Origin of the sequence: Helicobacter mehlei (assembly GCF_007280785.1) — a bacterium.
Classification (GTDB): domain Bacteria; phylum Campylobacterota; class Campylobacteria; order Campylobacterales; family Helicobacteraceae; genus Helicobacter; species Helicobacter mehlei.
In genome coordinates this window covers 47,595-61,623 of the sequence record NZ_VKGC01000008.1, presented here as the reverse complement: position 1 = coordinate 61,623, position 14,029 = coordinate 47,595, and the positions used below count along the sequence as shown (strand labels likewise).

Genomic DNA, 14,029 nt, shown 5'->3' with positions numbered 1-14,029 from the left:
CTGTATTTAGACCCTAAGAACAAACTCCAAGCACTTCGATCTAAAAATGCCCTTTGTTTGGCGTTGCAAGAACATTTAGAAAGGACTTTTTAAATGCGCTTAATTTTGGTGACTTTATTGCTTGTGGGCTTCATCCACGCATCGCCTGCCAAATGGCTTTCACAAATGGAAGTTTTACAAGCTAAGGTGTTGGAGCGCTACGCCATCTCTAGCGATGTGCTCTCTAGGCACGGATCACGGGGTTTAGAGGAAGAGCCTTTGAAGAGCTCTTTAGAGCAAAAAGCCCAAGAAATCCGCCAGCTAGCCCAAAATTTCATCCAAGAAATGCCCCTTTTAAAGGCTTTGAAACCTAATAAAACCCTCAAGATTTTAAGCCAAGCCCAGCTTTTAGAGTTGCTTAATAGCTCTATGCCAAAAGCCAGAAACAAGGCGGGTAAATACCAAGCCCTCAATAGCCCCCAAGCTAATCTAGCCTTGTTTTTGTCCCTGCTAGAAATCTATAAGCCCTTAGTGGCGTTGCAAGAACAAGGCGTGCATGTTTTAGAGGATTGGCAACATTTACCCCAAAAGCCCAAACCCCAAGATGATTTAGTTATGGAGCTTGCCTTTAAAGTCAATATACTCCGGAACCTAGGCAAGCAAACCATACAAGTGCCCCAATCTCAATTCGTGGCTTATGGACTTAGCGCAGAGTTGTGGGATCATCCTAATAAATTGCAAACATACGCCCCCCACGATCCCAAGCTAGACACTTCTTTAAAGCAAGTCCTAGCTTACCAGTTATCCCGATCTTGGAGCGATATTCAAGATTGGGGCTTTTATATCGATCAGGTCTTTGATGTGGATCGACCAAAAACACCTCAAAAACCCTTAAAATTATCTGCCATTGTGCAAAGACCTAGTGTGTGCTTTCTAGGCGCACTCCTAGACCCTTTGTCCCAACAAACCTGTCTTAATGCGCTTAAAAAGCCTCCAGCCAATCTCTATCACAACCTAAAAAGCTACTTGACAACCCAACGCCTTTTAAATGTGGAGAATACTCCTTGTATGTATTTAAATCTGCAGGACAAGCTCCAAATCTTTAAATCTGACAACGCAACCTGTTTGGTGTTGCAAAAACATTTGGAAAAAGGACTTAAATGATTCGCCTATTCCTCTTGGCTCTTTTGCTCTTAAATCTGCAAGCTAAAGAAGATGTATTGACCATCATGATTCAAATAGACAACCCCAAAGAATCCCAAGATACCCAGGAATTTTTCAAGGCGTTTAAGGCACTCCATACTTACATGCAAAAATCCTCTGTCAAGATAGACGATGACATAGACGACCCCAATAACCCAAATAACCCAGATACAGCATACCTACCCGCTTTGACTTGGGCGATGCGGCATTACACCGATGCCTCTATTCCCCTAGCTAAAGCTGTGGCTAAGCAAGTCCCCTTGTTTAAAGAGTTTAAACCCAAAAATGCAAGAGAGGAGCTTTTTTTAGCCCATGTGAGGGATATGGCCATGTTTAACGCCCTAGACCTCATAGTAGTAGATTTGCTTGAAAAAAAGGAGACATTTATTGCCCGCGAATTTTTACATATCAACGCATGGCTCTATGCCCCGCTTTTCAATGCCCACAAGCTAGGGCTAGATGTGATCGCCTATCTTAAACAACTCCATCGTCTCTTTTCTAAAAATACGGATTTGCGCCGTATAAACAATATCCGTGATTTTAATCGAGCAAGGATATATGAAGCAGACAGAAAAAACATTGTCCCCCATAAGCCTTTTAGAAAACACTTAGCCCAAGATATGCATGAAGCGCATATCCCCATGCAAATCTTTGCCCACCATGCAGACTATAGTTATTGGGTTGCGCTCGTTTTGGACAACCTTTTTGATGGGGGGATAGCTTGGGACCGGGTATCTGACACTTGTGTATTTAGGCGCACATTTTGGGATTTCATGGATAAAAACGCCCAGCGCATAGACCCCGAACATCTCTTTGATCTCTACACAGCACGGGTGATCCCTCTAGAGCGCAACGCCCCTTTTTACGATCTCTTAAGAAATGACGACCCCAAGATTTTAAAAGACACGCTCAAAGCCCACCCCACCATGTGTTTAAGCCCTAAATATTTAAGTGTAAAATCCCAGCAAACCTGCCAACAACTCTTTCAAGCCAAAACTTACAACTCTAAAGATATTCAAGAACAATTACACCTTGTGCGCCTTGTCTCCATTGATGAGAGCCCATGCGTGTATCTCAATTCCAGCGACAAGCTCCAGCTATTTAAAACCACCAACCCCCTATGTTTAGCCTTACAAACCAACCTACAAAAGGATTTACAATGATCCGCCTCCTGCTCTTAGCTCTCATAGGACTCAATTTACACGCCACAGAGTCGCCACAATCCCCAAACGCCCCCTTTTTAAAGGCGGCCACAAGTTTGTATGATTCGCTCGTAAATGCCCATAACAGTGCTCTGCAAGTTGCCCTTAAAGCGGAGTGTGATCCAAGCAAAATGGATCGATCCTTTATGACCCCACAAGTCGTAGCACGGCGTTACAAAACATGGATGAATCTAGCGATTGAAATGATCGACCATGTGCCCTTTATGCAACGCCTAAAAAGTCTCCCGCTTTACCCGCAAATTCGGGGCTTTGAAGCCTTGCACGCCTTTGCGATGGTGCGTGCTAAGATTACTGAAGTGGGTTGTGATGACGCACTATACAATGGCGCACCGCCTATCAAGCCCCTTGAAGCCCAAAAACTCTTCAACGCCTTGCAAGACAACCTCAAATTTTTCTACTCCCTTTTAATCAATATCTCCAAACAGGGCTTAGGCCTAGAATCTTTCTTAAACCATTTAATTTGGTTTGGCTCTTCTTTTGATTACCAAAACACCCTGACCTACCACCTAAACTTCTCCTCAAAGGACTATAACACCAACTTCAAAGCCGTAGAAGACATGGTAGCCAAAGGCTCTTCGCCCACTATATTGCACCTTAAAACTCTAATGGCGGGTTTAGATAATTTCTTATTTGATAATGGCGATTATGATATTGCCTCGCAAGAAAAAAGAGCCTACTACAAACAGCTCCAAACCATTTTAGGCGTGAGCCTGTATGACATGCAACTTTTGAAAGATTATTATGCTTACCGCTTTGACATATGGCTAAAAGGTGTCCGCACGCTTAGCCCCTCTCAACCCCCCGCCCCTTTGGATCGCGTGGGTTTCTATGCATGTCTTAAGGACTCTACAACAGACACCCTAGCATGCCAAGCCTTATTGAAGAATCCCGATATGGATTTTTACAATTACTTCCGGCGTGTCCGCCTCATCACCTTTGGGGATGAGCCCTGCCTCTATCTCACCCCCCAAAACACGCTCCAAAATTTCCCCTCCAAAGACCCCCTTTGTAAAACCCTACAGGCAAACCCGCCCCAAATGGGCGTAGTCGTGCCCTCTAATGTGGCTAAAGCCTTTCAAGAGGCACAAGATGCCTTGATCCACATGATCAATGAAGCCCCCCATGACCTCAAGCCCTTTAAAGACCGCCTGCAAGCCATTTTGCAAGCCACGCCCCTAGCCGCCCTGCAAGGCCCTAAATGGCACCATGTGCTTGATTACGAACGCCTCCATCTTTTAGCTCTTTTGAGCGGTTCTTTGAACTTTACAGATTTTGACACGGATACATACTATTCTGGATCCGCTTCCGCCCCCATGTTGGCTTATAATTACCTCCACAGGATTGATTTCTTCTACACCCCCTTAATCAAAGCCGTGCAACTTGGCTTAGACCCTAGCGCGTATTTACACAATCTCAAACAATCCGCCCCACACAGCAACTACCCATGCACAAAAGACGATTCTTGCACACGCCCTAAGAATACCCCCAAGAGCCCATGGCTTGAAGATTTTAGAAGCGCCAAATCAGGCACTTTCCTTGTAAATAGGTATAAGTTTAATTTTTCTTTTGAAGATCTTATCTATGTAAAATGGGGTGCTCCCGCATGGGATGAAAAGCGGGGGTATTTATTTTATGGGGATTTAGCCAAATGGTGGACTCCCAAAGAGGCCCCGCTATGGGATTTGCATTATAAAAAACGCATTGAGGCGTTTTTCACCAACCAAGACATTTACACAGACACGCTATTACACCCCGAAAAAGTCTCTGCCGATCGCTTGCGCACACACCCCACCGCCTGTTTGCAACCCCAGTATTTAAACAAGGAAGCTAAGGCAACTTGCTTGCAAATTTTTCAACAACACACCTACGACCCCAAACCCTTGCAAAAGTATTTAAAATCCTTGCGTTTAATCTCCATTGACAACGCCCCATGCGTGTATCTCAACTCTCAAGACAAACTCCAAGCGTTTAAATCTGATAAGACGATCTGTTTGGCGTTGCAAAAGAATTTAACAAAGGAATAAAAATGATCCGCTTGCTTCTCTTAGCCCTCTTGCTCTTAAATCTGCAGGCTAAAGAAAATGTATTGACCATCATGATTCCCATGGACAAACCCCAAGAATCCAAAAACGCCCCCTTTTTCAAGGCATTTAAAGCCCTCCATGACTACATGGATGAAGGCAATCAAAAAGCCGTAGGTGACCCTGATGCAGATGAGAGATGGGACTACATGAGCATTGCGTGGGGCATTTCAGAGTACATTGAAGGCGTGATCCCCCTAGCCCAAACAGCGGTCCAACAAATGCCCTTAATCCAAGAGTTTAAGCCCAAGAATAAAGCAGAAAGGCGGTTTTTGGCGCATTTGAAACAGCGAGAGATGTTGCGCGCGCTAGATAGTATCGGGGTGTATAATGCCTATGCTAATCACCCTAAAAGTGCCACACTCGCTAAAGTCTTCTTAGACACCGCCAATTTCCTCTATGCCCCACTTTTCAATGCCCAAAGGGCAGGGCTAGATATGATGAGCTACTTAAACCAGCTCCAGCATATCTTGGTCGCTCAAAAACAATGCCACCCCGCCCCCTTTGCCCCCAATGATTATTGCAATGATAGCAGCACTTGTGCGGGCTGTGCTCATGACATCATTGCAACCGCCTATGATGAAAACATTTCTAACGATAAACTCTTACAACAACTGCATACAGACATCAAAAACATGGCCGATGCTTATGGATTTTTCCAACAAAAGATCCATTCGCGCAGTTTGTGGGAACGCCTAACGCTCGCACACATCTTAGGTGATGATAAAGATTTAATCGTCGATGGCAAGCAAGAAGATGTTCCACCCTCCTATTATGTGGATGATGATTCTTATCAAGAGATGTTGCACAAATACCCAAAACGCATAGACCCTAGCCACCTCTCTACCCTCTATCTAGCCCGTCTCCTTGTGCTAAGCTACAACGCCCCCTTCTACACACATTTACAAAACAACCCCACCTCCATTCTAAAAGACCACCCCACCATGTGTTTAAGCCCTAAGTATTTAAGCCCCAAATCCCAGCAAACTTGCCTACAACTCTTTAAAGCCCAAACCTACAACACGAAGGACATTCAAGAGCAATTACACCTTGTGCGCCTGGTCTCCATTGATGATAGCCCTTGTGTGTATTTAGACCCTAAGGACAAGCTCCAAATCTTTAAGTCTAATAATGCAATCTGTGTGGCGTTACAAAAACACTTGACAAAGGAGCAAAAATGATCCGCTTGATCCTCTTAGCTCTCCTAGTCTTAAATCTACAGGCTAAAGAGTCCTCAAGTCATAAAGATACCCCCTTTTTCAAGGCGGCTACAAGTTTGTATGACTCGCTACTCAAAGCCCATAACAGCGCCCTACAAGCCGCCCTAAAAGCCCAGTGTGCGCCTAACGACATGGATCGCGTTGTGATCGCCCCCGAAGTGGTCGCACAGCATTACAAAGAATGGCTCACCCTAGCTGCTGCAATGATCGACCATGTGCCTTTTATGACCCGTTTAAAAAGCCTCCCGCTTTATCACCAAATCAGGGGTTTTGAGACTTTGCACGCCTTTGGCTTGGTGCGCGCTAAGATTAGTGGTAAAATGGATTGTAAAAAGGCACTCAAGCACGGCATACCCCCTTTAAAGCCCCTACAAGCGAAACAACTCTTAGATGACCTGCAACACAACCTAGAGTTTTACTACCCCTTGCTACTCAACGCCTCCAAGCAAGGCCTGCCCTTAGAGTCCTTTTTAGATAACTTAAATTGGGACTTTAGCTTCACATTCAGCGCAAAAGACTACCAAAGAACCCTATTAAACCGACTCCGCTTTGACTCTAAGGATGATGATCACAATCTCAAAACCCTAAAAGGTATGCTAAGTAAAGGCAACTCCCCCACTATCTTGCGCCTCAAAACACTAAAAGCGGGGGCGGATAATTTCTTATTTAACCGCTATGATTATGGTGTCGCCTGGCAAGAAGAAAGAGCCTATTACCAATATGCCCCCCAATTTTTAGGTTTAAGCCTGTGGGACATCAGCCGTTTGCATCAATATTACGCCTATCGTTTCAAAACTTGGCTAGGGGGCGTCCGGACTCTAAGCCCCTCTAACCCGCCCGTCCCTTTAGATCGGGTTGGGTTTTTTGGCTGCTTGAATGCCTCTAAAGCCGACATTCCCGCCTGCAACGCTTTAATCAAGCAACGCAGTGCGTTTTTTTACTTTTTTTTCCGCTCTACTCGCCTGCTTGCTTTCCACGATCAGCCCTGCCTCTATCTCACCCCCCAAAACACGCTCCAAAATTTCCCCTCCAAAGACCCCCTTTGCCAAATCCTACAGGCTAACCCGCCCCAAATGGGCAGGCGTGTGCCTACTAATCTCATCAACGCCTTTAAAAAGGCACAAGAGAGCTTGATTACCATGATGGACACACCCCCCTATGCTGTTGCACCCTTTAAGCAAAGTCTGCAAGCCATTTTACAAGCCACCCCCCTAGCCACCCTACAAGGTCCCAAGTGGAATCAACTTCTCTCTTACGAACAGCTCCACTTGTTTGCCCTGCTAAGAGGCTCGGTGTATTATTTTCGCGCGAATCTAAACAAACACCGCCCTAAATTCATTTCTATCCCTATGTTAGCCTACCACTACCTCAATCTAATCCACTTTTTTTACGCCCCCTTAATAGAAGCCGCCAAACAGGGCTTAGACCCTAGTGCGTATTTACAAGCCATCCAAAGCACCCAAAAACCCCAAAACCCTTGTAAAGAAGTGGGGGACTGCGATGAGCCTACCGACATACCAGAAAGTCCGTGGCTGACCGATTTGAGTATTGCTCAAGTGGGTGCTGACCTCACCAACCGCTATCAACAGGGCAATACGATACCCATGGTCGATTGGGATCTGCCCGCCCATGATGAAAAACACACATTTGCCTCTAATAGCGATTTGGCTAAATGGCTAACCCCTAAATCAGCCCCGCTATGGGATTTGCATTACATCAAACAGGTTGTGGCGTTTTTTTACAATGCAGACATTTACACCGATTCCTTATTGCACCCCCAAAAGCTCTCTATTAATCGCTTGCGTGAAAGCCCCAGTGCCTGCCTGCACCCCAAATACCTTAACAGCGAGGCTCAAGCCACTTGCCTAGATATCTTCCAGCAACGCACCTACGACATAAAAGATCTGCAGCAAGCCCTACAATCCATGCGGCTGCTCTCCATTGACGATAGCCCTTGTGTGTATTTAGACTCGCAAAACAAGTTGCAAACTTTTAAGTCCAGCAACCCCCTATGCCACGCCTTGCAGACAAATTTAACAAAGGACACCCAATGATCCGCCTACTTCTCTTAGCTCTCTTGGTCGTAACTCTACAAGCTAAAGAGCCCCCAAGCCATAAAGATGCCCCCTTTTTCAAGGCGTTTAAGGCGCTTAAAACCTACTTTATTCGCTCCCAAGATCGCATACATAAAGAGTATATGCAGACAAGAACGCCTGATAATATTGTAGGCTATAATGTAAGAGATTTGGCATCCATCACATCGTATTACACAGATGCCGCCACCCCCCTAGCTAAAGCTGTAGCAGCACAAATACCCTTGTTTAAAGAGTTTAAGCCCAAAAACCAAAGAGAAGAGCTTTTCTTAGTCCATGTTAGGGATATGGAAATGCTCCATGTCCTAAATGTGCTCGATTCTCTCATCAATTGCTACAATTGCAAACCAAAAAAAGCCACAGCCCACATCTTTTTAGATGTGATCGCCTTTCTTTATACGCCTCTCATTAACGCCCACAGGGCGGGGCTAGATGTGATCGCCTATCTCCAACAACTCCACAAGGAGTTTTCTCAAAAACAGCTTGATGGGAGCATTGACAAGATCAAAGAGTTCAATATGGCAAGACTTGATGAAAAACGAGAAAAACACATGATCCCCCGCAAGCCTTTTAGAAAACGCCTAGTCCAAGATATGGATCATGCAGAGAGACTGATAAGAATTTCTAGGCAAGAGTGGTATTTTTGGGCGCTCTCAGTTTTGGACACAAGATTGGGCGGTAACTTGGATGAAGATCGCGATAATCTTGTGTCCAGTTGTCGAGGAGGGCTAAGCAAGTTTTTAGAGCAAAACGCCCAGCGCATAGACCCCGAACATCTCTTTGATCTCTATCTAGCGCAGGTGTTCCTCCTAAATCGCAACGCCCCTTATTACTACGACAGCTTACAAAATGACGACCCCAAGATTTTAAAAAACATGCTAAAAGACAACCCCACCATGTGTTTAAGCCCCAAATACTTAAGCCCAAAATCCCAACAAATCTGCCAACAACTCTTTCAAGCCCAAACCTACAACGCTAAAGACATTCAAGAGCAATTACACATTGTGCGCCTGATCTCCATTGATGATAGCCCCTGTGTGTATCTAGACCCTAAGGACAAACTCCAAGCGTTTAAATCTGACAATGCGATCTGTTTGGAACTGCAAACACACCTAACAAAGGATGTTAAATGATCCGCCTACTTCTCCTAGCCCTCTTGGTGTTAAATCTGCAGGCAAAAGAAGATGTATTGACCATCATGATTCAAATAGACAACCCCAAAGAATCCCAAGATACCCAGGAATTTTTCAGGGCGTTTAAGGTGCTCTTTACTTACATGCAAAAATCCTTCGCCAAGATAAAAGATGCGCGCGAAAATGTCCCATTAAATGACAACTACGACTATACTCTGGCTCAGATTATGGCAGGCTACACAGATGCCTCCATCCCCCTAGCCAAAGCTGTGGTTAAGCAAGTCTCCTTGTTTAAAGAGTTTAAGCCCAAAAACCAAAGAGAAGAGCTTTTTTTAACCCATGTTAAAGATAAGGCCATGTTCCATGCCCTAGACCTCATAAACATGTCGCTTGAAGAAAAGGCTACATTTGTTGCCCACGAATTTTTACATATCAACGCATGGCTCTATGCCCCGCTTTTCAACGCCCACAAAGCGGGGCTAGATGTGATCGCCTATTTAGAGCAACTCCATCGCATTTTTTCTAAAAATGTTGATCTGCGTCGTATGAGAAATATCTTTGTTTTTCATGAAAAAGGGCTATATGAAGAGCAAAGAAAAAACATTGTCCCCTATAAGCCTTTTAGAAAACGCCTTATTCAAGATATGCATGAAGTGGATATACCCATGGACATCTTCGCCTTTCGTATAGGCTATCCTTCTTGGGTTGCGCTCGTTATGAACACCATCTTTGAGGGGGGGATATCTGCAAACCGGATACCTGACAGACGCACATTTTGGGACTTCATGGATAAAAACGCCCAACGCATAGACCCCGAACATCTCTTTGATCTCTATCTAGCGCGGGTGTTCCCCCTAAATCGCAACGCCCCCTATTACTACGACAGCTTACAAAATGATGACCCCAAGATTTTAAAAAACATGCTCAAAGACAACCCCACCATGTGCCTAAGCCCCAAATATTTAAGCGCACAATCACAGCAAACCTGCCTACAACTCTTTCAAACCCAAACCTACAACGCTAAAGACATTCAAGAGCAATTACACATTGTGCGTTTGATTTCTATTGATGATAGCCCCTGTGTGTATTTAGACTCTAAGGATAAGCTCCAAGTGTTTAAGTCTAGTAATGCGCTATGTGTGGCGTTGCAAGAACACTTAGAAAAGGGGCTTAAATGATCCGCCTGCTCTTTATCAAGATGTAGCTGACTATGTTAGGACATGCCTAGCGTGCTAGAGGCGATGGACTTGGATTGGGTCTAGTTTGCAGAACTCCCATGACTACCAAAGCCACAAAAAAACTCCCCTCAATAAAAAAGTCAAAGGGATCAAACCCGATCCCCAAAACAATATAAAAGCATAACAGACTGAGCAAGAATAGACTAATTAGGGGGTCTTGATCTAAGGTGCGTGCAAATGCACGCCACACCACAACCCAGAGTAATAAGAGTGCAAACAGTCCCAATAATCCCCTATGGGCGAGGGTATTGAAGATTTCATTGTCATAGCGTTCTTTGCAATCAATACTCTTAGGATCGCGATAAGACCGGGCAAGGGTTACGATCTCTGCAATGTGTTTACACTTGGTGCTGATGCTCATGCCAAAAAATGGGGAGAGACGCACAATCACCCATGCTTCTTGCCAACGCGCTAAACGCGATCCAATGCTCGAATCAGGGTTTTTGTCGGCATAAAGCTTGAGATCGTGGCTAAAACTCTCTTGTGCATTTCTGGGACCATGCAAGATTTTTTGATTCTCCAAAATGTGCACGGATACAAACATCCCGGCAAAAAGCGCGCTGATAACAAGCATATAGGGCAGACAACGCCAAGATTTTTGGCGGTATAAAATGAACAAAGAGAGGATTACAAATGTGGTACCAAAGGCGATAGAGGCACTGCGTGTCCCGCTCAACAAGACCACTACAAACCCTAAAAGCATCGCTATACTGAGTAATATCTTTTCTGAGAATTGTTTGGAATGCAACGCATAGATGTAGCAACCAAAAAGTGCGGCAGATGTTAGGGTTACAAAGCCTACAATTGTGCTAAACCCCACAACACGCGCCACATCAAAACCTATGCGTTGCACCAATGCAATCACGCCATTGAGCGTGCAAGCAAGTGCCATGCTATAAAAAAGATATCTCTGGTTTAAACATACCCGAACGCTACTTAAAAATACTAGACTCGCCACGCCTAACATATAGACTAGGGGCATGTTGAGCAGACGCAAATTTTCATGCCAGCTTTTTAAATCGCTTTCCACAAATAGATTAGGTAATGCAACAACTGCCATGAGCAAAAACGCACCTGCTAGCCACTTAGTGGGATTATCAAGCCTTAAGGGGAGTTTGTATTTCCAATAATAGCTGAGTGCCCCCACAGCCAGCACCACCAGCAGAATCTGGGGCATGGGTTTCTTAAAAGAAGCCAAGAAAAACAGCGCAAAAAAAAGCGTGGCGCACTGGCTAAGGGTGCGGGGTTGCATTACAAGCTAGCGGTTTTTGATCCCAAGTGCTTGGATGAGCTCCATGTAGCGATCGTGGTGGGTGCGTTTGAGGTACTGGAGTAGGTTTTTGCGGTGCCCCACGAGTTTTAAAAGTCCCAAACGGCTAGAGTGATCCTTGGGGTTGCTCTTCAAATGGGTGGTTAGATCGGCGATCCTGCGACTCAAAAGCGCAATTTGCACCTCACAAGAACCCGTATCTTGAGCAGAACGCCCAAAGCGCCTCATAATCTCTTGTTTTTTCTCCGTATCCAAAGCCATAAGACCTCCTAATAGGAATTTGATAAGGTGGCATTATAACTTAAAACAAGTAAAATTTTACATGAAAAATTGTAAAATGGGCTGTTGGCCCAAAAATTGAAGTAAGGATTGATTGAAGAGGCGTGGCAAGCGATAAGCAAAAGAGCATTCTTAAAAAAACTTTCCCTTTTTTAAGGCAATTGAGCCAATCTAAGGATTTGACGGTTGTTGCCTTTGTGATTGCCATTTTGGGGATTATCATTGTCCCCTTGCCCCCCTTTTTGCTCGATTTTCTACTCACCATTTCGATTGCGCTCTCTGTACTCATCATCTTAATCGGGCTTTACATCACCAAGCCCACCGATTTTAGTGCCTTCCCCACTTTACTCTTAATTGTAACCCTTTATCGCCTCGCGCTCAATGTCGCCACCACGCGCATGATTTTAACACAAGGCTATAAGGGGCCCAGTGCTGTTAGCGACATCATTAGTGCCTTTGGTGAATTTAGCGTGAGTGGGAACTATGTCATTGGAGCGATTGTCTTTAGTATCTTGGTGCTGGTCAATCTTTTAGTGGTAACCAATGGCTCAACCCGTGTAACCGAAGTGCGTGCGCGTTTTGCACTAGATGCGATGCCGGGCAAACAAATGGCGATCGACGCGGATTTAAACTCGGGATTAATTGATAATGAAGAGGCTAAAAAAAGACGCGCAACTCTTAGTCAAGAGGCGGATTTTTATGGTGCCATGGATGGGGCAAGCAAGTTTGTCAAGGGCGATGCGATTGCAGCGATCATCATCACCTTGATCAACATCATTGGGGGCTTTTTGGTGGGGGTCTTCCAAAAAGACATGAGCGTCTCTTATAGTGCCTCCACATTTACCATTTTAACCATTGGCGATGGGCTGGTCGGGCAAATCCCAGCCCTCATCATTGCCACGGCTACGGGTATTGTCGCCACGCGCACCACCCAGCATGAGGAGGAGAATTTTGCTAGCAAACTCATCACACAATTAACAGACAAAAGTAAAACCCTCGTTATCGTGGGCTTTATCCTCTTGCTCTTTGCCAGTGTCCCGGGCCTACCCACATTTTCGCTCGCCTTTGTGGGGAGTTTGTTTTTATTCATCGCATGGCTAATTTCACGCGAGGGCAAGGACAATTTATTTGTCAAATTTGAGAAGTGGTTGAGCCAAAAAACTGGAGTCGATCTGGCCACTAGAGCCACTACTCAAACTGAACAAGCCCCCATCACCCGCCCCCAAAAGAGTGCCGAGGAGATCAAAAAAGAAGAAGAACAAGCTATTAATGAGGTGCTTAAAATTGAGTTTTTAGAGCTGGCTTTGGGCTACCAGCTCATCTCCCTAGCAGACACCAAACAGGGAGGGGATTTGTTAGAGCGCATCCGGGGCATTAGAAAGAAAATTGCCAGTGATTATGGCTTTCTCATGCCCCAAATCCGCATTAGAGATAATCTCCAGCTCCCCCCTACCCACTATGAGATCAAGCTCAAAGGGATTAGTATTGGGGATGGGAGCGTGATGCCCGATCGTTTCTTGGCGATGAATACCGGCTTTGCGGGCAAAGAGATTGAGGGTATCCCCACCAAAGAGCCCGCCTTTGGTATGGACGCACTTTGGATTGAGCCCAAAGACAAAGAGGAGGCGATCATTCAGGGTTATACCATCATTGACCCCTCCACGGTGATTGCCACCCACACGAGCGAATTAGTCAAAAAATACGCTGAGGAGTTCATCACCAAGGATGAGGTCAAATCGCTTTTAGATCGCTTAGCCAATGATTACCCCGCCATCATTGAGGAGGCAAAAAAAATCCCCACAGGGGTTATCCGCTCTGTCTTACAAGAACTCTTGCATGAGAAAATCCCCATTAGGGATATGCTGACTATCTTAGAGACCATTACCGACATTGCCCCCAGCGTGCAAAATGACATCACCATTTTAACCGAGCAGGTGCGCGCGCGCCTCTCAAGAGTCATCACCAATATTTTTAAATCTGAGGATGGGAGCTTAAAATTACTCACTTTAGGCACAGCCACCGAGCAACATTTACTTAACAAACTCAAAGATCAACCCTCTGGTAAGTTCTTGCTTTTAAACGCGACCGAGATGCAACAACTCATTGAGAATATCTCCGCCGAGTCGATGAAAATTTTACAACGTGGGGTTGCTCCGGTGATCCTCATTGTCGATCCCGAGTTGCGCCGCCCGCTCTCCTCTAAGATGGAGCAATTTAAAATTGACATCGTAGTTTTAAGCCACGCCGAATTAGACACCAATGCTAAATACGAAGTGCTAGGCACGATCAACATTAATTTTTAAGGACACT

10 protein-coding genes are annotated in these 14,029 nt (G+C 45.1%); 8 read left to right on the top strand and 2 right to left on the bottom strand.

What is annotated here, in order from left to right; all coding sequences use genetic code 11:
• The first annotated feature begins 93 nt into the window (after positions 1-93).
• Genes FNE76_RS04480 through FNE76_RS04450 form a run of 7 tightly spaced genes read left to right on the top strand, consistent with a single transcriptional unit; the run spans position 94 to position 10,110 of the window.
• Positions 94-1,143 (top strand): hypothetical protein, encoded by a 1,050-nt coding sequence (locus FNE76_RS04480; RefSeq protein ID WP_120948349.1) that lies wholly within the window; start codon positions 94-96, stop codon positions 1,141-1,143.
• Positions 1,140-2,345 carry a tRNA methyltransferase gene (locus tag FNE76_RS04475; protein ID WP_120948350.1) on the top strand — a complete coding sequence of 402 codons (1,206 nt, stop codon included), beginning with the start codon at positions 1,140-1,142 and terminating at the stop codon, positions 2,343-2,345. The genes FNE76_RS04480 and FNE76_RS04475 overlap by 4 nt, the downstream gene beginning before the upstream one ends.
• Positions 2,342-4,429, top strand: coding sequence for a glycoside hydrolase (locus FNE76_RS04470; RefSeq protein WP_143928397.1), 2,088 nt, complete (start codon positions 2,342-2,344; stop codon positions 4,427-4,429). The genes FNE76_RS04475 and FNE76_RS04470 overlap by 4 nt, the downstream gene beginning before the upstream one ends.
• A gap of 2 nt (positions 4,430-4,431) precedes the next feature.
• Positions 4,432-5,667: a tRNA methyltransferase gene (locus FNE76_RS08540; RefSeq protein WP_235895359.1), complete on the top strand. Its 1,236-nt coding sequence runs from the start codon at positions 4,432-4,434 to the stop codon at positions 5,665-5,667.
• Positions 5,664-7,760, top strand: coding sequence for a glycoside hydrolase (locus FNE76_RS08245; protein ID WP_162983086.1), 2,097 nt, complete (start codon positions 5,664-5,666; stop codon positions 7,758-7,760). Before FNE76_RS08540 ends, FNE76_RS08245 begins: the two co-directional genes overlap by 4 nt.
• Entirely contained in the window at positions 7,757-8,932 is a 1,176-nt protein-coding gene (locus FNE76_RS08535) for a tRNA methyltransferase (protein WP_235895358.1), read from the top strand. Before FNE76_RS08245 ends, FNE76_RS08535 begins: the two co-directional genes overlap by 4 nt.
• A complete protein-coding gene (locus FNE76_RS04450; RefSeq protein ID WP_120948352.1) occupies positions 8,929-10,110 on the top strand; it encodes a tRNA methyltransferase in 1,182 nt (393 codons plus the stop codon). The genes FNE76_RS08535 and FNE76_RS04450 overlap by 4 nt, the downstream gene beginning before the upstream one ends.
• Positions 10,111-10,156: 46 nt before the next feature.
• On the opposite strand, the gene FNE76_RS04445 is transcribed toward FNE76_RS04450, so the two are convergent.
• Positions 10,157-11,347 carry an O-antigen ligase family protein gene (locus FNE76_RS04445; RefSeq protein ID WP_235852362.1) on the bottom strand — a complete coding sequence of 397 codons (1,191 nt, stop codon included), beginning with the start codon at positions 11,345-11,347 and terminating at the stop codon, positions 10,157-10,159.
• 81 nt (positions 11,348-11,428) lie between these two features.
• Complete coding sequence (rpsO, locus tag FNE76_RS04440) at positions 11,429-11,701, bottom strand: 30S ribosomal protein S15 (RefSeq protein ID WP_104740018.1); 273 nt, start codon at positions 11,699-11,701, stop codon at positions 11,429-11,431.
• A gap of 122 nt (positions 11,702-11,823) precedes the next feature.
• Here rpsO and flhA point away from each other — a divergent pair, with 122 nt between their 5' ends.
• Positions 11,824-14,022, top strand: a complete 2,199-nt coding sequence (gene flhA, locus FNE76_RS04435) for a flagellar biosynthesis protein FlhA (protein ID WP_120948354.1) — start codon at positions 11,824-11,826, stop codon at positions 14,020-14,022.
• Positions 14,023-14,029: the final 7 nt, after the last annotated feature.